The sequence below is a fragment of the Arthrobacter sp. 8AJ genome (assembly GCF_902506025.1).
Lineage (GTDB): Bacteria > Actinomycetota > Actinomycetes > Actinomycetales > Micrococcaceae > Arthrobacter.
Genome location: NZ_LR733289.1, coordinates 1,690,299 through 1,711,631 on the forward strand (window position 1 = coordinate 1,690,299; position 21,333 = coordinate 1,711,631).

The window sequence follows — 21,333 nt, forward strand, 5'->3', positions numbered from 1 at the left end:
CCACCCATGACCGAGCCCACCTCCGCGGTGCCTGCCCAGACCCAGACACTGGCTGCAGCTGTCCGTGAGGCTGCCGCACTGCTGGCTGAGGCCGGGGTCCCCAGCCCCCGCGCCGACGCGGAGCTCCTGGCGGACCACCTCCTGAACGTCGGGCTGGGACGCCTGCGCTCCCTGATGCTTGGCGACACTCCCGCACCGGAGGGGTATGCCGAGCTGGTGGCCGAACGTGCGCGCCGGATCCCGCTGCAGCACATCACCGGAGTGGCATATTTCCGCTACCTGGAGCTGGCGGTGGGGCCGGGGGTTTTCATTCCGCGTCCGGAGACGGAATCGGTGGTCCAGCTGGCCGTCGACCATGTCCGTGGCATGGACAGTCCCCGCATTGTGGACCTTGGGACGGGGTCCGGCGCCATCGCCGGTTCGCTCGCTTCCGAGCTTCCCGGAGCCGAGGTGCATGCTGTCGAATTCAGCCCGTTCGCGCACGCCTGGGCGGCGAAAAACCTGGCGCCCCTGGGCGTCAACCTTGTCCTGGGGGACCTGCGCGACGCCTTCATGGAGCTCAACGGAAGCGTCGACGTCGTGGTTTCCAACCCTCCGTACATCCCCGCCGAAGCCATCCCCAATGAACCCGAAGTAGCCCTGCACGATCCGCCGGAGGCTTTGTACGGCGGGGGAGCGGACGGCATGGAACTTCCGACGGCGGCAGCGGCCTCCGCTGCCCGGCTGCTGCGGCCGGGGGGCTACTTCGTCATGGAACACGCAGAAGTCCAGGCCGGCTGGATTGCCGCCATGCTCGCAAAGACCGGAACCTGGACAGCCATCACAACGCACCTGGACCTCAACGGCAAGGAGCGCGCCACCAGCGCCGTGCTCGTGGAGGACTCCGCACGGAATGAAAGAATGGGCCAGTGACCACAACTTATGACTGCACCATCGACGACGAGCGGGCCCGGGGGCTGGAACACGCCCAGCGCGCCATCAGTGAAAAGAAATGCGTCGTGCTCCCCACGGACACCGTCTACGGGATCGGCGCGGACGCGTTCTCGCCGCAGGCCGTCACCATGCTGCTGGTATCCAAGGGACGCAGCCGCACCATGCCGCCGCCCGTCCTGATTCCGCGGATCAACGCCCTGGACGGCCTGGCCACTGAGGTCTCGGCCGACGCACGGAAACTCGCCGAGGCCTTCTGGCCCGGAGGCCTGACGCTGATCCTGCACGCACAGCCGTCCCTGGACTGGGACCTGGGCGAAACCAAGGGGACCGTGGCCCTGCGGATGCCTGCCGACGAGGTGGCCCTGGAACTGCTGACCTTGACCGGCCCGCTTGCCGTGTCCTCGGCAAACCGCACCGGCCACGCACCGGCCCAGACTGCTGCTGCCGCCCGGGAACAGCTTGCTGATTCCGTCGAGGTGTACCTGGAGGGCGGCCAGCGCCCCGTAGAGGGCGAGGCCGGCGTGCCGTCCACCATTGTGGATGCCACCGGCCCCATCCTGCGCGTGGTGCGCAACGGGGCAGTGAGCCTGGACCAGCTCCGCGGGCACGTCCCCGGCGTCCTGGGCCTGGGAGAGATCCCCATGGCAGAAGAGGAAGCCGGCCAGTCAAGCGCAGCCGGCGTACAGGACGACGGCGGGGCCGCACCTGAGGCGCCCGGGTCGTCCGCCGTGACCGGCCCGGCCACGGAATCCGCCACGCCGGCCGGGAACCAGCAGCCTTGATGGCGCTGGACCGCCAGCAGATCCCTGTCCTGGACGTCCACGCCACGCCGCTGCGCGTCCCCGAACTGGTGGCGGAACTGAGCAGCTTCGTGGCGGATGGCGCTACCCGTACCGTCCTGGGCCACAACCTGCACAGCGTGACGCTGGCGTTGTCCGACGACGGATTCCGGCGCCTCTATGAGGACAGCGACGTCGTGCTCCTGGACGGGGCACCCGTGCTGTGGCTGTGGGGGAGGACCGGCAACGCCGAAGGCCCCGTCATGGATTACCGGCTGGGTTCAACGGACTGGCTGCCGGCGCTGGACCAGGTGCGCGGCCTTGACCGGATTGCCGTGATCGGTGCCGGTGCGGAAGCGAACGCCGGGGCAGTCAGCAGGCTGAAGGACATCGTTCCGGGCGCCCGCGTCTCAGGCTTTCCCGGTGAAGGATGGGGTCCTGAGCTGGAGGAGGCAGCCGTTGCCTGGCTGCACCGTGAACAGCCGCAGCTTGTCCTGCTTGGCCTGGGCATGCCGCTCCAGGAGGAAGTGCTGCAGCGGCGGCTGGCTGAGATGCCGCCTGCTGTGTACTGCGCCGTGGGCGGCGCCATCGAGCAGTTGGCGGGCGTCCAGAAGCTGGCCCCCCGGTGGCTGGGCAGGATGGGCCTGGAGTGGGCCTGGCGCCTGCTCCTGCATCCCCGCCGCGTGGCCTACCGCGTGCTGGGGGAGCCCTGGGTCCTGCTGTGGCTCCTGGCCGCCCGGAGGCTCGGAAAACCGGGGCTGACCAAATAGCCGGGGCCGTACGCAGCGGAGCGCGGCAAACGGCGGCAGGGCCCGCCTAGAACTTCTGGTCCTCCAACGGAGCAAAGCCCTTGCCCCGCAGGCCGGTGGTGAACGAACGTGCCCATCCCAGGAAGCCCGGAAGGTCGCGGCGCTGCAGGAAGTAGCCCAGGTACCCGCCGACGTCGGCGACGAACGAGCGCACCCGGAAGTAGCGGCGGATCAGGTAGCCCCGGTTCCGGTAATAGTAGAAGCGCTTGAAGGCGGAGTCCGGGACGATCACGTGCCAGCGGGCGCCGTAGACGTGCTGCGTTTCCCCGAACGCGTGCGGGTGCGTAATGGCCGTGGTGGTGACGGTGCCAAAGCGGATCCCTGCCTTGCGCAGCCGGATGGTGAAATCAACCTCATCGCCCCGGATGAACAGGCGCATGTCCGGCAGGCCCACCTTGAAGAACACGTCGGAGCGGATCAGCGCCCCGTTGAAGAAATGGCCATCGTCCGGCAGGAAGCCACGTTTCTCCACCTCGGCCCTGTCGTGCGTGACCTTGCCGTCCAGCCGGAAGAAGAAGGACAACCGGTCGGGATGGCCGGGCGCCGTGACCAAAGGGACCACCGCCTCCAGGTCGCGTGCCTCAGCCTCACGAAGCAGCGTGGCGAGGCATTCCGGATCTGCCGGCTCGGCGTCGTCGTCCATCATCCAGATCCAGCGGGCCCCGCTGGCGACGGCCTTCAGCGCGGCAAGCGCAAACCCGCCGGCGCCGCCCAGGTTCGCTTCGGAGCGCACATAGTCCACGTTGGGGTGCGCCGCTGCCACATCCGCGGCCGGGGTGGTGCCGCTGTCCACCAGGCAAATCGTGTCCACGTGCCGGCTCTGGGCGTTGATCGAATCCAGCAGGACGGACAGTTCCTTGGGCCGGTCGAAAGTCACGGCGGCAACCGCAATGCGGGGGGTCATGGGGGTCCTTTCAGCATGGCTGCAAGGGAGTTCCCCGCCTGTTGTGCGCCCGTGTGGCGCGGAGCCATGGTGCCGGTGGCACTAGTATCTTTGACTAGAGTCCACTGTAATACAGCCCTGTAAGGCGCTGCGCGCATGTCTGAGCGCACCGCCTGCTGCGCGCTCGGCGACGGAGAAGTTTCATTTATCGAAGAACAGATTCCCGGCCCGTGAGCCCACACACCCCCAACCGGCTGCCACCGCAGGCGAGCGGTTTTGGCGCCACCATCCTTGAAGCGGTTGCCGTCCCATGATCATGTACCTGCTTATGGGGCTCACCGCCGCCATCGTCTCCTACGCGGCCACCTGGGGCGCCCGCGTGGTGGGGCACCGGCTTGAGCTGCACCTGCCCATCCGCAGCCGGGACATGCATTCCACGCCGGTGTCCAGGCTGGGCGGGGTGGCAATCTTCCTCGGCGTCATGGTGGCGCTGGTCGTTGCCAGCCAGTCCTTCTTCGTCAAGGACATTTACCGCAACAACTTTTCACCGTGGGGTGTCCTGGCAGGAGCAGCTGTCATCGTCCTGGTGGGCGTGGCGGATGACCTGCTGGACATCCGCTGGTGGGTGAAGCTGATCGGCCAGAGCGCGGCCGGACTGACCGTGGCCATCTGGGGTGTGCAGATGACCATCGTCCCCTGGGTACCTGAACCCATCTACCTCCACGACGGAACACTGCGGATAGTGCTGACGGCCGGACTGATCGTCACCACCATGAACGCCTTCAACTTCATTGACGGACTGGACGGCCTCGCCGCGGGAGTGGCCATCATCGGCGGCACGGCGTTCTTCATTACCGCCTACTGGGTCCACCGCAACGCGGTACTGCTGGACTATTCGGACCTGGCAACCCTCATAACCGCGGTCCTCGTGGGCGGGTGCCTTGGGTTCCTCCCGCACAACTTCTTTCCCTCGAAGATCTTCATGGGCGACTCCGGCGCCATGCTGATCGGGCTCCTCATGGCCTCGGCCGGCGTCGTGTCCACGGGGCAGATCACCTCGGGCCTCTACGACCGCGCCAACGGTATCTCCACCATCATTCCCATCCTGCTTCCCTTCGCCGTCCTCTTCCTGCCGCTGCTGGACCTCGGGCTGGCGGTCGTCCGGCGGACGGCACGCGGGCGTTCGCCCTGGTCGGCGGACCGCGGACACCTGCACCATAAATTGCTGGACATCGGCTATTCGCACCGTACCGCTGTGGTCCTGATGTACCTGTGGACCGCCGTACTCTCCTTCGGCGGCCTGGCGTTTGCTGTCTTCCCCTGGCACATCGTGCTCGCCGTGGACATCTTCGCCACGCTGGTCATGGGACTGGTGACAGCGTGGCCGTACCTGTCCCGCGGCAACGGGGAAACTGCGGCGTAACGGCAGTTCTGAATTATTTCTATCTCGTGTAGAATTTAGGGGCAGCCCAAGCTGCCACTCCACCCCCTGCCTCCTGGCGATCCGCCATGTGGTGACGACGATTGGGATCTCATGACCTCCAACGCCGAGTCCGGACCTGCCTCCGGCAATGGACCCGTTGGTACGTCTGGTCCCACCCGTTCGCTCTGGCTGAACCTGCTCAAGCGCAGCTCTATTGCTGCGGCTGCCGGACTTGTGCTGTGCGCAATCCCGGCCGCCGTCCTCAACGGGGCAACCGGGGCGCTGTCCAGCGTTCTGGGCGGCCTGCTGGTGATGCTGTTCTTCGGCATCAGCCTGCTGGTGGGCCACTTCGTGGGACGAAGCAACCCATCGGGTGCAATCGGAATGTTCGTCGCCACCTACTTCATCAAAGTGGTTGGCTTTGCCGTTGTCCTGTTCGTCATCGGTGCTCCTGAATGGCTCCACGGCCGCTGGTTCATCATCGGCGCCATCGTCGCCGTCATCCTGTGGCAGGCCGCGGAGATCCATGGCTTCAGCAGGGCGCGACTCCAGATCTACAACGATCCAGAAGACAAGGGAGCATCCAATGCGTGATCGGAAAAAAACCGCAGGCGCCGCACACGGCAAACGCGGATCAGCCGACTCGACGCAGTGTCCTGCCGACGTGTCCACCGATGGCGGCTACAACGCTGGAATGGCTGTATTCAGCTACATCATTGGCGGAATCATCGTCTGGAGTTTGATAGGGTGGGGACTGGATTATCTGTGGGGAACGCGCTGGATTGTGCTCGCAGGCGCTCTGCTTGGAGCCGTCGGAGGTTTCTACCTTTCCCACATGCACGGCCTCACCAGTTCCCGAAAAATTGCTGATGGGCGCCATGCTCCCAGCGCACCGTCCCAGGACGGAAAAGATAATGCCAAATAATTTCACAGGGGGAACAGCAGGCTGTCAGGCTGCCGGACCCCGCCCAACGCCCAATGATGGACACTGCAGAGAGGAAACGCGTTGATCGCGCTTGCGCTCCCGGCCCAAGATTCAGGAGAGTTCACTCCTCCTGGTATTAACGAAATGCATTTGCCGGCAATCCTGCCGTGGGGTGCCGCAGAAGGATTCTCCAAGCAGATGCTGCTGGTCCTCCTCTCTGTCGTCTTTATCGCCGTCTTCTTCGTGCTCGCCGCACGCAAGCAGCAGCTGGTACCCGGCAAGCTCCAGTTCGCCGGCGAAGCCGCTTACGGCTTCGTCCGCAACGGCATTGCCAAGGACATCATCGGCGGCAGGGACTTCATCAAGTACGTCCCCCTGCTGTTCAGCCTGTTCTTCTTCATCCTGGTCAACAACATCTACGGCGCCATCCCGGTGTTCCAGCTCCCCACGTTCTCGCACGTGGGTGGAGCGTATGTGCTGGCCGGCCTGGTGTACGTCACCTGGATCGCCATCGGCGTCAAGAAGAACGGCCTGCGCTACTTCAAGCTTGCAACGGTCCCCTCGGGCGTGCCGTGGTACATCCTGCCGATCGTCATCCCGATCGAAATCATCTCCAACTTCGTTGTCCGGCCCGTCACGCACAGCCTCCGTCTGTTCGCGACCATGCTCGCCGGCCACCTGATCGTGATGATCGCCGGTTCCGGCATCGAGTACCTCATCATGCAGGAGAACGTGCTGCTGAAGGGAACCTCGATCCTGGTTCTCGCCGGTGCCATCGCCATGTACATGCTTGAAGCCCTGATCATGGTCCTGCAGGCCTATGTCTTTACGCTGCTGACCGCGATCTACATCGAAGGCGCACTGCACGCCGACAGCCACTAGGCACGCCGGCCGGGGCAACACGCACCGGCGGCACACCACAGTCTTCCCCTAGCGGGGATGAAGCAACCCAAACAACCTGCCACATAAGTGGCATCTTGAAAGGAAAAAAAATGGAAGGCTCCATCAACGGCTCCCTCAACCTCATCGGCTATGGCCTCTCGGCTATCGGCGGTGGTATCGGTGTGGGTCTCGTGTTCGCTGCCTACATCAACGGCGTTGCACGCCAGCCGGAAGCCCAGCGCGTCCTGCAGCCGATCGCATTCCTTGGCCTGGCCCTGACCGAAGCACTCGCCATCCTGGGCCTGGTCTTCGCCTTCGTTCTCAAGTAAACCCTTCAGAACTTAGCGAACATTCAGAACCGAGTAGATAAGGACGGGTGAAATATGCATCAGCTGATCATCTCAGCCGCCGCTGAAGGCGACGTCAACCCCCTTGTTCCCAATGGCTGGGAAATGCTGGTTGTCTTCGTGGGCTTTGCCATCCTCTTCTTCATCGTGGTCAAGTTTGTTGTCCCGATGTTCGAGAAGACCTTTGCAGAGCGTGCCGAGGCCATCGAAGGCGGTATCGCCAAGGCTGAAAAGGCCCAGGCTGAGGCGTCTGCTGCACTCGAAGAGTACAAGCAGCAGCTGACCGACGCCCGCACCGAAGCCAACCGCATCCGTGAGGAAGCCCGCGCCGAAGGTGCCCAGATCCTCGCGGATCTCAAGGAGAAGGCGGCAGCAGAGTCTGCCCGCATCACCGCACAGGCCCACGTACAGATCGAATCCGAGCGCCAGGCGGCCGTTGTGTCCCTGCGCTCTGAGGTAGGCACCCTGGCCACCACCCTTGCCGGCCGCATCGTGGGCGAGTCCCTCGACGACGACGCACGCGCAGCACGGGTAGTGGACCGTTTCCTGGCAGATCTGGAGTCCCAGAACGCAGGTGCAGCTAAGTAATGGCAGGCGTATCGAGCGAATCGCTGGCAACAGCCCTTGCCGGTTTGGAAGCGAAGCTTCCCACGGCGTCGCTGCAGCTGGCAAAGGAACTCTTCGGAATTCTGGGAATGGTGGACAGCTCGGCTGGCTTGCGCCGTGCCCTGACTGACCCCTCCCGCAGCGGTGACGAAAAGTCGGCGCTGGTGCGGCAGCTGGTTGGCGGAAAAGTCTCCGCTGATGCTGCTGAGATCGCGTCCGGACTGGCCAGCTCACGCTGGGCATCGGCGCGTGACATCGGCGATGCACTCGAGACTCTTGCCGCAACGGTGGTCATTTCCGTTGCTGAAAACAAGTCGGCCGTTTCTGCCTCCGGAATCACTGGCCTGGAAGAGCTGGAAAATGATCTGTTTTCCTTCAACCAGGCTGTTGCCTCCAGCCACGAGGTACAACGTGCTCTGTCCGAACCGCAGGCATCGGGCGCAGCTAAGGCTGGCCTTGCCGAGAAGCTGGTACCCGGCGTCAGTGAGGAAGCCAAAGTCCTCATCACGCAGGCTGTCAGCGAGCCACGCGGGATCAAGCCCACCCGGCTTGTGGAACGGTTCGCCGAACTGGCGGCCAAGAGGCAGCAGCGCTGGATTGCAACGGTCAGCGTAACCCGGCCCTTGTCGCAGACGCAGATGGAACGCCTCCAGGCGGGCCTGAATGCGCTGTACGGGCGGGAACTGAAGGTCAACATCAACGTTGACCCCTCGCTTATTGGCGGAATCCGCGTCCAGGTGGGTGACGAAGTGCTTGACGCTTCGGTTCTCTCCCGGCTGGGCGAACTGCAACGCCAGCTGGCCGGCTAGCCGGACAAGCACAACCAAACTGATAGAAAACCCGGTCACCGTTTGCGGTGATCACAAACAGGAGAGCAGGGACTGCAGATGGCCGAATTGACCATCAACGCCGACGACGTCCGTAATGCGTTGAACGAGTTCGCGGCGTCCTACGAACCCGGAAACGCAGAGCGCGTAGAGGTTGGCCGTGTAACGACCGCAGGTGACGGCATCGCCCGTGTTGAGGGCCTTCCCTCGGTCATGGCGAACGAGCTTCTTCGCTTCGAAGACGGCACGCTGGGCCTGGCCCAGAACCTTGACGTCCGCGAGATCGGTGTCATTATCCTCGGTGACTTCCAGGGCATCGAGGAAGGCCAGGAAGTGCACCGCACCGGGCAGGTTTTGTCCGTTCCGGTTGGCGACGCCTTCCTCGGCCGCGTGGTTGACCCCTTGGGCCAGCCCATGGACGACCTGGGCGAGATCAAGGCTGAGACCACCCGTGCCCTGGAACTCCAGGCGCCCGGCGTGACCCAGCGCAAGTCGGTCCACGAACCGATGCAGACCGGCCTGAAGGCCATCGACGCGATGATCCCGATCGGCCGCGGCCAGCGCCAGCTGATCATCGGCGACCGCCAGACCGGCAAGTCCGCAATCGCGATCGACACCATCATCAACCAGAAGGCCAACTGGGCTTCGGGAGATGTCACCAAGCAGGTCCGCTGCATCTACGTCGCCATTGGCCAGAAGGCGTCCACCATCGCCGCCATCCGCCAGACCCTCGAGGACAACGGCGCGCTTGAGTACACCACCATTGTGGCCTCTCCCGCGTCCGACCCCGCAGGCTTCAAGTACCTGGCACCGTACGCGGGCTCGGCCATTGGCCAGCACTGGATGTACGGCGGCAAGCACGTCCTCATCGTGTTTGATGACCTGTCCAAGCAGGCCGAGGCATACCGCGCCGTGTCGCTGCTCCTCCGCCGCCCGCCGGGACGCGAAGCCTACCCGGGCGACGTGTTCTACCTGCACTCCCGCCTGCTGGAGCGTTGTGCAAAGCTCTCCGACGAGCTCGGTGCCGGCTCCATGACGGGCCTGCCGCTGATCGAGACCAAGGCGAACGACGTGTCCGCCTACATCCCGACCAACGTCATCTCCATCACCGACGGCCAGATCTTCCTGCAGTCGGACCTCTTCAACGCCAACCAGCGCCCCGCTGTTGACGTGGGTGTCTCGGTGTCCCGCGTTGGCGGTGCCGCCCAGGTGAAGTCCATGAAGAAGGTCTCCGGTACCTTGAAGCTGGACCTTGCCCAGTACCGCGACATGCAGGCGTTCGCGATGTTCGCATCCGACCTGGACGCAGCGTCCCGCCAGCAGCTGACCCGCGGTGCACGCCTGATGGAACTGCTCAAGCAGGGCCAGTACTCGCCGTTCCCGGTCGAGGACCAGGTTGTCTCCATCTGGGCCGGCACCAATGGCTACCTGGATGACGTTCCCGTCGAGGACATCAGCCGCTTTGAGGCCGAGTTCCTGGAGCACCTGCGCCACAAGTCCTCGATCCTGACCACGCTGGCCCAGACCAACGTGCTGGACGATGACACCGTTGCCGCTCTGAAGTCCTCGATTGTGGACTTCAAGAAGGGCTTCTTCGGCGAGGGTGACAACCACCTGGTAGGCGCCGGCCACGAGGAGCATGACGCTATCTCCGAGGGCGAAGTCGACCAGGAAAAGATCGTCAAGCAGAAGCGCTAGTTCCGCATTGCCGGGTGTGCCGGGCCCCAGGGTCCGGCACACCCGGCTACGGAATGTTAGGAAAGGATAAGTATGGGAGCCCAGATCCGGGTCTACCGCCAGAAGATCAGCTCGACCACGTCGATGCGCAAGATCTTCAAGGCGATGGAACTGATCGCTACCTCGCGCATCGGGAAGGCCCGTGCGCGCGTAGCAGCTTCACTGCCTTACGCGAACGCGATCACGCGCGCCGTTTCTGCCGTCGCCAGCCAAAGCGAAATCGACCACCCGCTGACCACTGAGCCGGAGCAGATCCGCCGTGCCGCCGTCCTGGTAATCACCTCGGACCGTGGCCTGGCAGGATCCTACTCGGCCAGCGTGCTCAAGCAGGCGGAAGGTCTCTTCGAGCTGCTCCACGACGAAGGCAAGGAAGTCAAGACCTACCTCGTGGGCCGCAAGGCCCAGGCGTACTTCGAATTCCGGAACCGCGAGTACACGCGGGTCTGGACCGGAGGAACCGACGCTCCAGAGTTCGGCACCGCCCGTGAAATCGGCGAAGCGCTGCTGGCAGATTTCGCCACTGACTTCGAAGAGGGCGGCGTGGACGAAATCCACGTTGTCTACACCCGCTTCAAGTCCATGGTTACCCAGGAGCCGACGGTCATCCGCCTGCTCCCGCTGGAAGTAGTGGAAGAACAGGCTGCTTCCGAGTCGGAGCTCCTGCCGCTGTACGAGTTCGAGCCGGAAACCGAGCGTGTCCTTGACGCCCTGCTGCCGCGCTACATCGAATCGCGGATTTTCGCAGCCATGTTGCAGGCGGCAGCTTCCGAGCTTGCGGCCCGCCAGCGGGCGATGAAGTCCGCAGGCGACAACGCAACGGACCTGATCAAGAAGTACACGCGACTGCGCAACACGGCCCGCCAGGCCGAAATCACGCAGGAGCTCTCCGAGATTGTCGCAGGTGCCGACGCTCTCGCGTCGTAGCCTCCCGACCCTCGGTTCCGCGGAACCAGCACCACCACAGATAGACTTAACCCCACGCCATCTACTGAATGAAGTGAGAGAGATGACTGCCACTGCTACCGAACACGTAGCCGCAACGTCCGGTGCAACCGGCCGTATTGCGCGCGTAATCGGCCCGGTTGTCGACGTCGAATTCCCGGCTGACGCAATCCCGTCGATCTATAACGCCCTTACCACCGAGATCACTCTCAACGGTGAGACCAAGACCATCACCTTCGAAGTTGCGCTGCACCTCGGCGACAACCTCATCCGCGCCATCTCGCTGCAGGCGACCGACGGCCTGGTCCGCGGCACCGGCGTCATTGACACCGGTGCCCCGATCTCCGTTCCCGTCGGCGACGGCGTCAAGGGCCACATCTTCAACGTGCTGGGCCAGCCCCTGGACGTTGCAGAGTCGGAACTGGAAGTCAGCGAACGCTGGCCCATCCACCGCAAGGCTCCCAGCTTCGCTTCGCTCGAAGGTTCCACCGAGATGCTGGAGACCGGCATCAAGGTCATCGACCTCCTCACCCCGTACATCAAGGGTGGAAAGATCGGCCTGTTCGGCGGCGCCGGCGTGGGCAAGACCGTTCTGATCCAGGAAATGATCACCCGTGTTGCCCGCAACTTCGGTGGTACTTCGGTGTTCGCCGGTGTTGGCGAGCGTACCCGTGAGGGCAACGACCTCTGGGTGGAAATGGAAGAGGCAGGCGTCCTCAAAGACACCGCCCTTGTTTTCGGCCAGATGGATGAGCCGCCGGGAACGCGCCTGCGCGTGGCCCTGTCCGCGCTGACCATGGCGGAGTACTTCCGCGATGTGCAGAACCAGGACGTGCTGCTCTTCATCGACAACATCTTCCGCTTCACCCAGGCAGGCTCCGAGGTTTCCACCCTGCTGGGCCGCATGCCTTCGGCCGTGGGCTACCAGCCCAACCTGGCGGACGAGATGGGCCTCCTGCAGGAGCGCATCACCTCCACCAAGGGCCACTCCATCACCTCGATGCAGGCCATCTACGTTCCCGCAGATGACTACACCGACCCGGCTCCGGCCACGACCTTCGCACACCTCGACGCGACCACGGAACTTTCCCGTGAAATCGCCTCCCGTGGTCTGTACCCGGCCGTTGACCCGCTGACGTCGACTTCCCGCATCCTGGATCCCCAGTACATCGGCAAGGACCACTACAACACGGCTGTCCGTGTGAAGCAGATCCTGCAGAAGAACAAGGAACTCCAGGACATCATCGCCATCCTCGGTGTCGATGAACTTTCCGAGGAAGACAAGATCGTCGTGTCGCGTGCACGCCGCATCCAGCAGTTCCTGTCGCAGAACACCTACACCGCCAAGCAGTTCACCGGCGTCGAGGGCTCCACGGTTTCCATCAAGGACACCGTTGAAGGCTTCGCAGCCATCTGCGACGGCGAACTCGACCACATCGCAGAGCAGGCCTTCTTCAACGTTGGCGGCCTCGATGACGTTGAGCGCCAGTGGGCCAAGATCCAGGAACAGACCAAGTAATATGGCTGAGCTTGAGGTTGAGATTGTCGCAGCGGACCACTTTGTGTGGTCCGGAGCGGCCAAGATGGTCAAGGCCCGCACCAGCGATGGTGAAATCGGAATCCTGCCCGGCCACTCGCCCCTGCTGGCGATCCTGGCCGAGGGTGAACTGGCAATCCAGCCGGTATCCGGGGACCGTATTGCGGTAGATGTGGACGGTGGATTCTTCTCCGTCGACAACAACCGTGTGGTTATCGTTGCTGACAACGCCCAGCTGGGCGGCTCGGCTACCGCTGGGATCCGCTAGCACGACCTTGATGGACGCACCGGGTATTTCGTTCATCGCACTGGCAATCGCGTTCGGATTGCTGATCTTTGCACTGTGCCTTTCGGGGGTGCGCCGCTTCAACCTGCGGCGTGCCCTCGGCACGGTGGACGCCTCCATTTGCGTAGCTGGAAACAGCTGGCAGATGGGGGTTTGTCGTTATCAGGACAACGACCTTGAATGGTTCAGGCTCATATCCCTGAGCGTCCGCCCCAAGTACACCTTCAAACGGAGCTCCCTGGAGCTCCTGGGGCGCAGGAAACCCACCGAAGCTGAAGCCGTCAAAGTCCAGCCGGACGTGGTGATCGTCGAACTCCGGTACGAGGGGCAGGACCTGCACTTCGCCATGAAATTCGACGCCTATACGGGTCTTTCCTCCTGGCTGGAAGCGGGTCCGGTCATCGGCGTGGGGACCTGGCGCTAGCCGGCGTGGACTGGTTTTCAGACATCCGGCTCACGGACGGTCCACTGTATGGAACCGTCCTGGTATTGGGAGTTGGCGGCGCAGCCTATCTCCTGGTGCCGCCCCGGCGTGCCTCCATGACGTCCGTGCACCGGGCCCGGACCTGGGCGCTGCGTATCCTCCTTGCTGCCGCCGCCGCGTTTGCGCTGGTGGCCACGGTGCACTGGGCCCTCATCAATGTCTTCACTGTCTTCCCGGAGGACCTGCCGGATCCCGTACTGCTGTGGCTGGTGCCCGGTGTGGCGGCGGTCCTCCTGGGCCTGCTCCGCCTGCCCAGGACGGGCTGGGGCGGACGCGGTGCCGGAATCCTCGCCATGCTGCTGGTGGTACTGCTCTCAGCAATCCAGATCAACGCCTACTTTGGCCTGAACAGGACGGTAAGCGACCTTTTGGGAACGGCACTGGCCCGGATACCGGTCCTCGAGCAGGACGTCATGCGGCACGCCGGCGAATCTGACGGTGTCCCGCTCCAGGGCTGGAAGCCCGAGGGCGAGTTGCCGGCCGGAGGCGAACTGCGGAAGTCCGCTATCCCGGGAACAGCGTCCGGGATGTCCACCCGGGATGCCTTCATCTACCTTCCCCCTGCCTATTTTGCTGCCAACAGGCCGGCGCTGCCTGTGCTGGTTCTGGTGGCCGGGCAGCCCGGCGGCCCGGCGGACTGGCTCACCGGCGGCGCAATCCGCGGCCATATGGATTCATTCGCCGCCGCACACGGCGGGGTGGCCCCGGTGGTGGTCATTCCGGACCCGAACGGGTCGCAGTCCGCAAACACCATGTGCATGGACAGCCGCATCGCCAAGGCAGACACCTACCTGTCCCAGGACGTGCCCCGCTGGATCAGTTCCACCCTGGCGGTGGACACCAACCACCGCCACTGGGCCGTGGGCGGGTTCTCCTTCGGCGGCACCTGCGCAGTGCAGATGGGAACACGGCATCCGGACATCTACGCGGACGTGCTGGCATTTTCCAGCGAGGCCGAACCCGCCATTGCCAAGGAACGGCAGAAGACCATCGACGCCGCCTTTCCTGGAAACCCCGAAGAATTCACCAAGCAGACTCCACTGGAGATCATGAAACACCAACGGTTCGAGTCCAGCGGCATGTACCTTACGGCAGGCCAAAACGATCCGGAGTTCGTGGGGAACCTCCGGACACTGGCCGCCGCGGCAGAGAACGCGGGCTTCACCGTCCAGGCACACGAGGTGGAACACACAGGCCACTCCTGGGATACCTCGTCCAAGCGCTTTGCGGACGCACTGCAGTTCCTGGGCAGCCAATGGGGCCTGCAGTGGTGAGCACCCGGAAACCGGACCGTACCGTCGTCCTGATGTGGGCCGCCGTCGGGCGCCCTGCCGTCCGGCAGGCGCTGGGCACACTGAAATCGATGCCCTTCACACTTGGTGTGCTGGTCGCCTTCCTGGCTGCTGCCGCATTGACCGGGAGCTTCCTGGATGGACCGCCGGAGCAACTCCTTGGACTGGCGTCCGTCAGCGGGCCCGGCCTGCGCGAGGGGCAGTGGTGGTCGCTGTTCACCAGCCTGTTCTTCGCCACCAACCCGCTGGCCTACCTCACCGCGTCGCTGATGATTGTCCTGCTGCTCGGACTCGCCGAGCGCAAGCTGGGCCGGCGCGCCGCCGTCGGACTCTTCTTTGGCGGCCAGTTTGCCGCCGTCACGGTGTTCCTCCTGGTCACCCAGCTGGCGGGGTACGTGGGGGACGGCTGGCTGGACAGGATGGTGGATGACAGCCTCATCGGGCCCTATGCGCCGGTCCTGACGGCGGGCCTTGCCGCCAGTGCGCGGATCACGCTGCTGTGGCAGCGCCGGCTCCGCACCGTGGTGCTGTCGATCTCGATCCTGCTGGTTCTGTACGTCGGGCACGCCGAGACCATCATTGGGCTCATCGGTGCCCTGCTTGGCCTCCTGGCAGGGTGGTGGATCCAGGGTGACCAGGGCCGGCTCCATCGCCATCGGTCCACCGGCCGCGAGACCAGGAACCTCCTGGCCCTCACCGTTGCCGTATTTGCCGTGGGCCCCATCCTGACGGGAATCACGCGCGCGCCCACCGGCCCGCTGGCCCTGCTGCGGGACGTCGTGCTGAGTCCGATGCCCACGCTCAGCCAGCTCGTGTTCAACTGTGGCGCCACCGTTGATGCCTCCTGCCTGGAAACAGGCAGGGCAGGATTCGCCGGGCCGTTCGGCCTGGCGCTGGCAGTGGTGCCGGTCATCCTGCTGCTGATCTGCGCGGACGGCATGCGCCGGGGCCGCCGGCTGGCGCTCAACATAGCCTTGGCCATCCAGCTGGCTGTCACGGCGCTGGCGGCGGTCTACCTGGCCCTGTTCGCCCTGGTTCCCTCACGCCTTCAGGGCACGCATGCCACGCCGCTGTCCTCGGCCTTCGCCCACGTGCTTCCACTCGTGGTCGTCCCCCTGCTGCTGGCGGTGGTCCTGTGGCTGAACCGCCGCCAGTTCCGCGTGCAGACCCGGCCGGGTGCCCGGCGCACCCTCGGGGCCGTGGTCTGCGGAACGTGGCTTGTCCTGGCCAGTTCCTACACCGTGGCCTGGTTCTCGTCCGGCGGCCTGGCCCGCGACGGCGGCCTGCTGGGCCTTTTCGCGGAGTTGGCCCGGCAGTATGTTCCGGTGCCCATACCCCAGCATTTCCGCCGGGTCTTCCCGGAACGGGACAGCGCCGAAGCCCTCCTGTTCGCCTACTCGGGGCCAATCTTCTGGCTCGTGGCCCTGGTGGCCGTGTGGTGGGTCCTCGTGGGCCGGCACCATGGCCTGAACTTCGGCCGGCAGGACCGGGACCGCGCCCGGCAACTGCTCCACCAGGGCGGCGGCCCGCTGTCCTGGATGGCGCTGTGGGAGCCCAACACGTACTGGTTCAGCCCGGACGGCGCCGGTGCCATGGCCTTCCAGCAGCACGGGACGGTGGCACTGACCCTGGGCGGCGCCTTTGGTGAGCGCAAGGCGGAGCAGCGCGTGACGGAGGGGTTCCTGGACTACTGCCGCAGCCAGGCGCTGATCCCCGCACTGTATTCCTGCGACGACACGCTGTGGCCGGCGCTCAGGGAACGGGGCTTCTCCCGGGTGGCGGTGGCGCAGGAGACGCGGCTGGCGCTGAACCAGCTGGAGTTCAAGGGAAAGGAATGGCAGAACGTCAGGACGGCCCTGAACCGCGCCGCCAAGCTGGGGGTGCACGCCGTCTGGGGCTCCTACCATTCGCTGCCGGCCGCACTCAGGTCGCGGTTGAACGAAGTGTCCGAGGAATGGGCGGCCGGTAAATCCGTTCCCGAAATGGGCTTCACGCTTGGGGGAGTGGACGAACTCGATGACGAGGAAGTCCTCTGCTGCCTGGCCGTGGACGGCAACGGTGCGGTCCACGGCGTGACCAGTTGGCTTCCGGTGTACGACGGCGGGCGGCTGGTCAGCCGGACGCTGGACGTCATGCGCAGGGGCAGTGAGGGCTTTCCCGGGGTCATGGAGTTCCTGATCGCTTCTGCCGTCCTTGAGCTGCGCGATTCAGTGGACATGATCTCGCTGTCAGGCTCGCCCCTGGCCAGCCGTCCGGAGGACGCAGCCCAGGGCGACGCAGCAGGGGACGCCGAAAGGGAGGAAGACGCAGCCGCCACCGATGAAGGCGCGCAGAACCTCGTGAGGATCCTGGACCTGGTGGGCCACGCGCTTGAGCCCGTCTATGGCTTCCGCTCCCTGGCAGCCTTCAAATCCCGGTTCAAGCCCGAGTACCGGGCGCTGTACCTGTACTACCAGGACCCGCTGCACCTGCCCGCCATCGGGAGGGCGCTGACGCGCGCCTACCTGCCGGGGCTTTCCCTTGCCCAGGGCGCCCGCCTGGTCCGCAAATTAGTGACCTGACACCGGCCATACGCCGCTCAACGATAAAGTCATATTTGCGGCGCATATTTTCAAAAACAAATGATCCCCGGGCAATTGCGCCGGGGATCATTTGTTTTTGCTGACAGCCGCGCCAGGCGGCCGGGCGGTACTAGACCAGCGTTACGCCGGTGGCCTGGGGGCCCTTGGCACCCTGGCCGATTTCGAACTGAACGCGCTGGTTCTCGTCGAGGGTCTTGAAGCCACCGGTCTGGATCTCGGAGTAGTGAACGAAGACATCGCCATCCGAGTCGTCCGGGGTGATGAAGCCGAAGCCCTTTTCAGCGTTGAACCACTTGACGGTTCCCTGTGCCATTTATTTCTCCTCATTGTGGAACTTTTTAAGCCCGGCACACCTCGTGCCGACCTTGGTCACTCCGCGAGAAGAATCCTGGATTGCCTTGCCTGGGACAGGTCCGGCGCTGCAGGAGCTTCGCGCTCGCAACATGTCTTGCGAGCATGAAAAACACCTACACAAAGACTGAGATAAGAATTTCATGCCCGTTCCCGCAGGTCAACGGCCCGAACAGTAAAAAGGAAAAAATTTAGGTAAAAAACAGGTGACAGGGAAGGCCATCTGGAAAGGCGCCAATTAGGTGCCCGAAGCAACAAAGGGAATTCTAGAAGAGCCGGGATTCGCTGTCGTCGACCCCGCGCATGGCGTCATAGTCAAGGGTGACGCAGTCGATCCCGCGGTCGTTGGCCAGTACCTTCGCCTGCGGCTTGATCTGCTGGGCTGCAAAGATCCCGCGGACAGGCGCCAGCAGGGGATCGCGGTTGAGCAGTTCCAGGTACCTGGTCAGCTGCTCCACGCCGTCGATGTCCCCGCGGCGCTTGAGTTCAATGGCCACCGTGGCACCATCGGCGTCCCGGGCCAGGATGTCCACGGGTCCGATCGCCGTGAAGTACTCGCGCCTGATCAGGGAGTAGCCCTGGCCCAGCGTTTCGATCTGGTCGGCCAGCAACCGCTGCAGGTCCGCTTCCACGCCGTCCTTGATCAGCCCCGGGTCCACGCCCAGATCGTGGGAGGACTCGCTGACCTTCTCGTGGATGTTGATGATGAGCCGGTCATCGGTCTTGGCCGACTGCACGGTCCACTGCTCCACTACGCCCAGCTCGAGGTCCACCTCGTCCGGGGACGTAACGCGCAGGGTTGCCGGCGGGCTCATCCAGTTCAGCGGCTTGTAGGAACCGCCGTCGGAGTGCACCAGCACGGAGCCGTCCGCCTTCACCAGCAGGAGCCGGGTGGCGAGGGGGAGATGGGCCTTGAGGCGGCCAACGTAATCAACGGAGCAATGGGCTATGACGAGTCGCACGCCGTACAGACTATCGCGTGGGCTGCGGCAGGCCATGGTCGACGCCGGGCGGCCGGGCGGGACGGCAGGAAGCCACGGGCGGGGGCACCACGGTAAGGCGCGGCAACCGGCTGGGGCAGAATGGAGGCATGCCGCGTTCCAACCGTCCCCGCCGTCCCGCCTCCGGCAAGGGCCCTGTTTCCGGCCGGGGCGCAGGCCGGAAGGGCAGTGCGGACGTTCCCGAACTGGACCTTGAGCGTGCCCGGGCCGGAATCGCCCGCCGGGAAAGCGCGCCCGACGGCGAGTGGATGGTCCGCACCATGACCGCTAAAAATGCCGAGAAGACCTACATCTGCCCCGAATGCTCCACCGCGGTGCTGCCAGGGATCGCCCACCTGGTGGTGTGGAAGGACGACCATCTCTTTGGAGCTGCCGCCGGCCTGGCGGAACGTCGGCACTGGCACACCAATTGCTGGATGACGCGCAGCTACCGCTACCGCTGACCCCGGCGCGGCAGAAGAACCTCCGCTGTCGCTAAGCTGGCAGGCATGACTTTTGATCCGGCGTCGTACGAATTCAGCCCGACCCAGGGCCCCGCTCCCATCCGTGCCTCCACTGTCCTGCCTGCCCGGCGCGAGAACATCGAGCTGCAGACAGAGGACGGCCACACGCTGGTGGGGGAGCTGGCGCTGCCCGAGTCGGGTCCGGTCAAGGCCACGCTGATCACGCTCCACCCGCTGCCCACGCACGGCGGCTTCATGGATTCCCACGTTTACCGGAAGGCCTCCTACCGGCTTCCGGCGCTGGCCGGCATCGCGGTGCTGCGCTTCAACACCAGGGGCACCGCCTCACCGCGCGGCACCAGCAGCGGCGCCTTCGAGGAGGGAGTGGGCGAGCGCTACGACGTGGAGGCAGCCGTCCGCTTCGCCGTGGAACGGGGCCTGCCCAACCGGTGGCTGGTGGGCTGGTCGTTCGGGACCGAGCTGGCGCTGATGTACGGCGCCGTGGAACCGGTGGCCGGACAGATTGAGGGCGCGGTGCTGCTCTCGCCCCCGCTGCACCGCGCCACGGACAAGCACCTGCAGATGTGGGCGGAATCAGGCAAGCCCCTCACCGTCCTGGTGCCGGAACATGACGACTTCCTGCAGCCGGCCGAGGCCGCCGAACGCTTCAGCCTGGTGCCGCAGGCCCGCGTGGTGGGCGTGGCCGGGGCCAAGCACCTGTGGGTGGGGGAGAAGTACGCGGCCCGGGTGCTGAACGACATTGCGGCCCAGGTCAGTCATGACCCCGACCGTGCGGAGCTGCCGCAGGAATGGGACGGTCCGGCGGCGACTGCCGGAGCCTAGGCTTCCCGCAGCGCTAGTGCTGGTCCTGCCGGACGATGTAGATCTCCCGGACCAGCAGCAGCACGGCGGCGGCCGTGGGGATGGCGATCAAGGCCCCCAGGACACCCAGCAGGCTGCCGCCGGCGATGACGGAAATCACCGCCACGGCACCGGGCACTGCAACGGCCTTCTGCATGATGCGCGGTGAAATGAAGTACGCCTCGAACTGCAGGTATGCGAAGTAGCAGATGGCGTAGATGGCCGCCGCCTGCCAGCCCTCGGTGAGGGACACCAGGGTGACCACGATGCCCGCGATCATTCCGCCCACCAGGGGGATGAAGGCCAGCAGGACCACCACGAATGCCAGGAGCAGGGCGAATGGAATGCCCACGATGGACATCACCACGAACGCGAAGGTGGCGTTGAGCAGGGCCACGCATGCCTGGCCGATCACGTAGTTTCCCACCGATCGCGTGATCTCCTCCGAGAGGGCGGCCACCCGTTTCCGCCGGGAGCGCGGGGCCAGGCGGTAGCCCCACTTCTTCATGGCGGGCAGCGCTGCCAGGAAGTACAGGCTCAGGACCAGGACGATCAGGGCGCCGAAGAGGCTGTTGGCCACGGTGGATCCGAAGCCCAGCACACCGCCGAAAATGCCGCCCATCGCGGCGGGGTCGTTGACGAACTTGTTCAGTTCCTCGGTGATCCGGTCGCGCACGCCGAACTGGTCGTCAACGCTGCGGAAGAAATCCGAATCCATGAAGTTGCGCACCCAGTCCGGCGCCTGCCGCACGATTTCGGAGACCTGTTCAACGATGGTGGGAATGAGGGTGGCAAAGAATCCGACCACAGCGCCCATCAGGACTGCCACGGAGACCAGGATGCCGGCAGGCCGGGGGATCTTCCGGTTTTCGAGCCAGCCCACCACCGGTTCCAGGCCCAGGGCGATGAACAGCGCGGCCACGATCCACAGCAGCAGTTGCGTGGTGTGGGAACCGATCCAGTAGACCAGCAGCGCCAGTCCCACGCCCACGGTGCCCATGAAGCCCATGTAGAGCGGATGCTGGGGGGACATGCGCGGTCCGGGGTGGCCGAACTGCGGCTCCTCGTCGCCGTCGTGGTCCGCTTCCGGGGCCTGTCCGGTGTATTCCGGTGGCATCTCGAACCGAAGCCTGGGCTGGGCGCCGGGCAATGGCTGGCGAAGCCGGCGGACCACATGGCCAAGGGCCGCAGCGGCTGAACCCCCGCGGCGTGCTGCCATGCCGAGCGGAGGAACGGCGGCAGGAACCGGGCCCCTGGGATCCCCTGGATTTCCGGCTGCAGCCGAGGACGGGTCCGTCTTGTCAGTCAATGGTTTTGGGGGCCTGTTCCGTGCGTGGCACCGCCTGCGCGGGCCGGTGTGATGATCATCGCAAACACTATCAGCAGGCTTGTCACCACGAGCC

23 protein-coding genes are annotated in these 21,333 nt (G+C 64.9%); 19 read left to right on the plus strand and 4 right to left on the minus strand.

Annotated features, from left to right (window positions below):
• The first annotated feature begins 6 nt into the window (after positions 1–6).
• Genes prmC through BACI349Y_RS07840 form a run of 3 tightly spaced genes read left to right on the plus strand, consistent with a single transcriptional unit; the run spans position 7 to position 2,482 of the window.
• Positions 7–912, plus strand: a complete 906-nt coding sequence (gene prmC / locus BACI349Y_RS07830) for a peptide chain release factor N(5)-glutamine methyltransferase (protein ID WP_159631639.1) — start codon at positions 7–9, stop codon at positions 910–912.
• Positions 909–1,715, plus strand: coding sequence for an L-threonylcarbamoyladenylate synthase (locus tag BACI349Y_RS07835; protein WP_159631640.1), 807 nt, complete (start codon positions 909–911; stop codon positions 1,713–1,715). Before prmC ends, BACI349Y_RS07835 begins: the two co-directional genes overlap by 4 nt.
• Positions 1,715–2,482 (plus strand): WecB/TagA/CpsF family glycosyltransferase, encoded by a 768-nt coding sequence (locus BACI349Y_RS07840; RefSeq protein ID WP_159631641.1) that lies wholly within the window; start codon positions 1,715–1,717, stop codon positions 2,480–2,482. The genes BACI349Y_RS07835 and BACI349Y_RS07840 overlap by 1 nt, the downstream gene beginning before the upstream one ends.
• A gap of 46 nt (positions 2,483–2,528) precedes the next feature.
• Here the strand turns inward: BACI349Y_RS07840 and BACI349Y_RS07845 are convergent, their stop codons facing one another.
• Positions 2,529–3,425: a glycosyltransferase gene (locus BACI349Y_RS07845; RefSeq protein ID WP_159631642.1), complete on the minus strand. Its 897-nt coding sequence runs from the start codon at positions 3,423–3,425 to the stop codon at positions 2,529–2,531.
• Positions 3,426–3,714: 289 nt separating this feature from the next.
• Here BACI349Y_RS07845 and BACI349Y_RS07850 point away from each other — a divergent pair, with 289 nt between their 5' ends.
• The 14 genes from BACI349Y_RS07850 to BACI349Y_RS07915 all read left to right on the plus strand — a co-directional run bounded on the left by BACI349Y_RS07850 (position 3,715) and on the right by BACI349Y_RS07915 (position 17,253).
• Complete coding sequence (locus BACI349Y_RS07850; RefSeq protein WP_159631643.1) at positions 3,715–4,827, plus strand: MraY family glycosyltransferase; 1,113 nt, start codon at positions 3,715–3,717, stop codon at positions 4,825–4,827.
• Between the two features lie 111 nt (positions 4,828–4,938).
• A complete protein-coding gene (locus tag BACI349Y_RS07855) occupies positions 4,939–5,421 on the plus strand; it encodes a hypothetical protein (protein ID WP_159631644.1) in 483 nt (160 codons plus the stop codon).
• On the plus strand, positions 5,414–5,752 hold the full coding sequence (locus BACI349Y_RS07860) for an AtpZ/AtpI family protein (protein WP_159631645.1): 339 nt from the start codon (positions 5,414–5,416) through the stop codon (positions 5,750–5,752). The genes BACI349Y_RS07855 and BACI349Y_RS07860 overlap by 8 nt, the downstream gene beginning before the upstream one ends.
• Before the next feature lie 81 nt (positions 5,753–5,833).
• Positions 5,834–6,634 carry a F0F1 ATP synthase subunit A gene (gene atpB, locus BACI349Y_RS07865; RefSeq protein ID WP_159631646.1) on the plus strand — a complete coding sequence of 267 codons (801 nt, stop codon included), beginning with the start codon at positions 5,834–5,836 and terminating at the stop codon, positions 6,632–6,634.
• Between the two features lie 110 nt (positions 6,635–6,744).
• A complete protein-coding gene (atpE, locus tag BACI349Y_RS07870; protein ID WP_003804776.1) occupies positions 6,745–6,963 on the plus strand; it encodes an ATP synthase F0 subunit C in 219 nt (72 codons plus the stop codon).
• 54 nt (positions 6,964–7,017) lie between these two features.
• The gene (locus tag BACI349Y_RS07875) at positions 7,018–7,569 is read left to right on the plus strand and encodes a F0F1 ATP synthase subunit B (protein ID WP_159631647.1); all 552 of its coding nucleotides are present in this window, start codon (positions 7,018–7,020) and stop codon (positions 7,567–7,569) included.
• Positions 7,569–8,396 (plus strand): F0F1 ATP synthase subunit delta, encoded by an 828-nt coding sequence (locus BACI349Y_RS07880; RefSeq protein WP_159631648.1) that lies wholly within the window; start codon positions 7,569–7,571, stop codon positions 8,394–8,396. The genes BACI349Y_RS07875 and BACI349Y_RS07880 overlap by 1 nt, the downstream gene beginning before the upstream one ends.
• Positions 8,397–8,474: 78 nt before the next feature.
• Complete coding sequence (atpA, locus tag BACI349Y_RS07885; RefSeq protein WP_141160059.1) at positions 8,475–10,112, plus strand: F0F1 ATP synthase subunit alpha; 1,638 nt, start codon at positions 8,475–8,477, stop codon at positions 10,110–10,112.
• 72 nt (positions 10,113–10,184) lie between these two features.
• Positions 10,185–11,075: a F0F1 ATP synthase subunit gamma gene (locus tag BACI349Y_RS07890; RefSeq protein ID WP_159631649.1), complete on the plus strand. Its 891-nt coding sequence runs from the start codon at positions 10,185–10,187 to the stop codon at positions 11,073–11,075.
• Between the two features lie 82 nt (positions 11,076–11,157).
• On the plus strand, positions 11,158–12,612 hold the full coding sequence (gene atpD, locus BACI349Y_RS07895) for a F0F1 ATP synthase subunit beta (protein ID WP_159631650.1): 1,455 nt from the start codon (positions 11,158–11,160) through the stop codon (positions 12,610–12,612).
• A gap of 1 nt (position 12,613) precedes the next feature.
• Positions 12,614–12,898 carry a F0F1 ATP synthase subunit epsilon gene (locus BACI349Y_RS07900; protein ID WP_018760117.1) on the plus strand — a complete coding sequence of 95 codons (285 nt, stop codon included), beginning with the start codon at positions 12,614–12,616 and terminating at the stop codon, positions 12,896–12,898.
• Positions 12,899–12,908: 10 nt separating this feature from the next.
• Positions 12,909–13,340, plus strand: coding sequence for a DUF2550 domain-containing protein (locus tag BACI349Y_RS07905; protein ID WP_159631651.1), 432 nt, complete (start codon positions 12,909–12,911; stop codon positions 13,338–13,340).
• Between the two features lie 5 nt (positions 13,341–13,345).
• Complete coding sequence (locus BACI349Y_RS07910) at positions 13,346–14,674, plus strand: alpha/beta hydrolase-fold protein (RefSeq protein WP_159631652.1); 1,329 nt, start codon at positions 13,346–13,348, stop codon at positions 14,672–14,674.
• Positions 14,656–17,253 carry a bifunctional lysylphosphatidylglycerol flippase/synthetase MprF gene (locus BACI349Y_RS07915; protein ID WP_201302406.1) on the plus strand — a complete coding sequence of 866 codons (2,598 nt, stop codon included), beginning with the start codon at positions 14,656–14,658 and terminating at the stop codon, positions 17,251–17,253. Before BACI349Y_RS07910 ends, BACI349Y_RS07915 begins: the two co-directional genes overlap by 19 nt.
• Before the next feature lie 130 nt (positions 17,254–17,383).
• On the opposite strand, the gene BACI349Y_RS07920 is transcribed toward BACI349Y_RS07915, so the two are convergent.
• Positions 17,384–17,587 carry a cold-shock protein gene (locus BACI349Y_RS07920; protein WP_011692441.1) on the minus strand — a complete coding sequence of 68 codons (204 nt, stop codon included), beginning with the start codon at positions 17,585–17,587 and terminating at the stop codon, positions 17,384–17,386.
• Positions 17,588–17,891: 304 nt separating this feature from the next.
• Positions 17,892–18,587: an endonuclease NucS gene (nucS, locus tag BACI349Y_RS07925; protein WP_159631653.1), complete on the minus strand. Its 696-nt coding sequence runs from the start codon at positions 18,585–18,587 to the stop codon at positions 17,892–17,894.
• A 128-nt stretch (positions 18,588–18,715) separates the two neighbouring features.
• Here nucS and BACI349Y_RS07930 point away from each other — a divergent pair, with 128 nt between their 5' ends.
• Both BACI349Y_RS07930 and BACI349Y_RS07935 read left to right on the plus strand, forming a co-directional pair.
• Complete coding sequence (locus BACI349Y_RS07930; protein ID WP_159631654.1) at positions 18,716–19,069, plus strand: ATP/GTP-binding protein; 354 nt, start codon at positions 18,716–18,718, stop codon at positions 19,067–19,069.
• Positions 19,070–19,114: 45 nt separating this feature from the next.
• Positions 19,115–19,912: an alpha/beta hydrolase gene (locus BACI349Y_RS07935; protein WP_159631655.1), complete on the plus strand. Its 798-nt coding sequence runs from the start codon at positions 19,115–19,117 to the stop codon at positions 19,910–19,912.
• Between the two features lie 13 nt (positions 19,913–19,925).
• Here BACI349Y_RS07935 and BACI349Y_RS07940 read toward each other — a convergent pair whose 3' ends face one another.
• Positions 19,926–21,149, minus strand: coding sequence for an AI-2E family transporter (locus tag BACI349Y_RS07940; RefSeq protein WP_236560764.1), 1,224 nt, complete (start codon positions 21,147–21,149; stop codon positions 19,926–19,928).
• Between the last annotated feature and the right edge of the window lie 184 nt (positions 21,150–21,333).

What these genes read in the sequence shown, in the direction of transcription:
- prmC (WP_159631639.1), top strand. Translation starts at nt 7, where the DNA reads ATGACCGAGCCCACCTCCGCGGTGCCTGCCCAGACCCAGACACTGGCT.
- BACI349Y_RS07840 (WP_159631641.1), top strand. Translation starts at nt 1,715, where the DNA reads ATGGCGCTGGACCGCCAGCAGATCCCTGTCCTGGACGTCCACGCCACG.
- BACI349Y_RS07845 (WP_159631642.1), bottom strand. Translation starts at nt 3,425, where the DNA reads ATGACCCCCCGCATTGCGGTTGCCGCCGTGACTTTCGACCGGCCCAAG.
- BACI349Y_RS07850 (WP_159631643.1), top strand. Translation starts at nt 3,715, where the DNA reads ATGATCATGTACCTGCTTATGGGGCTCACCGCCGCCATCGTCTCCTAC.
- BACI349Y_RS07855 (WP_159631644.1), top strand. Translation starts at nt 4,939, where the DNA reads ATGACCTCCAACGCCGAGTCCGGACCTGCCTCCGGCAATGGACCCGTT.
- BACI349Y_RS07860 (WP_159631645.1), top strand. Translation starts at nt 5,414, where the DNA reads ATGCGTGATCGGAAAAAAACCGCAGGCGCCGCACACGGCAAACGCGGA.
- atpE (WP_003804776.1), top strand. Translation starts at nt 6,745, where the DNA reads ATGGAAGGCTCCATCAACGGCTCCCTCAACCTCATCGGCTATGGCCTC.
- BACI349Y_RS07875 (WP_159631647.1), top strand. Translation starts at nt 7,018, where the DNA reads ATGCATCAGCTGATCATCTCAGCCGCCGCTGAAGGCGACGTCAACCCC.
- BACI349Y_RS07880 (WP_159631648.1), top strand. Translation starts at nt 7,569, where the DNA reads ATGGCAGGCGTATCGAGCGAATCGCTGGCAACAGCCCTTGCCGGTTTG.
- atpA (WP_141160059.1), top strand. Translation starts at nt 8,475, where the DNA reads ATGGCCGAATTGACCATCAACGCCGACGACGTCCGTAATGCGTTGAAC.
- BACI349Y_RS07890 (WP_159631649.1), top strand. Translation starts at nt 10,185, where the DNA reads ATGGGAGCCCAGATCCGGGTCTACCGCCAGAAGATCAGCTCGACCACG.
- atpD (WP_159631650.1), top strand. Translation starts at nt 11,158, where the DNA reads ATGACTGCCACTGCTACCGAACACGTAGCCGCAACGTCCGGTGCAACC.
- BACI349Y_RS07900 (WP_018760117.1), top strand. Translation starts at nt 12,614, where the DNA reads ATGGCTGAGCTTGAGGTTGAGATTGTCGCAGCGGACCACTTTGTGTGG.
- BACI349Y_RS07905 (WP_159631651.1), top strand. Translation starts at nt 12,909, where the DNA reads ATGGACGCACCGGGTATTTCGTTCATCGCACTGGCAATCGCGTTCGGA.
- BACI349Y_RS07915 (WP_201302406.1), top strand. Translation starts at nt 14,656, where the DNA reads ATGGGGCCTGCAGTGGTGAGCACCCGGAAACCGGACCGTACCGTCGTC.
- BACI349Y_RS07920 (WP_011692441.1), bottom strand. Translation starts at nt 17,587, where the DNA reads ATGGCACAGGGAACCGTCAAGTGGTTCAACGCTGAAAAGGGCTTCGGC.
- BACI349Y_RS07930 (WP_159631654.1), top strand. Translation starts at nt 18,716, where the DNA reads ATGCCGCGTTCCAACCGTCCCCGCCGTCCCGCCTCCGGCAAGGGCCCT.
- BACI349Y_RS07935 (WP_159631655.1), top strand. Translation starts at nt 19,115, where the DNA reads ATGACTTTTGATCCGGCGTCGTACGAATTCAGCCCGACCCAGGGCCCC.
- BACI349Y_RS07940 (WP_236560764.1), bottom strand. Translation starts at nt 21,149, where the DNA reads ATGGCAGCACGCCGCGGGGGTTCAGCCGCTGCGGCCCTTGGCCATGTG.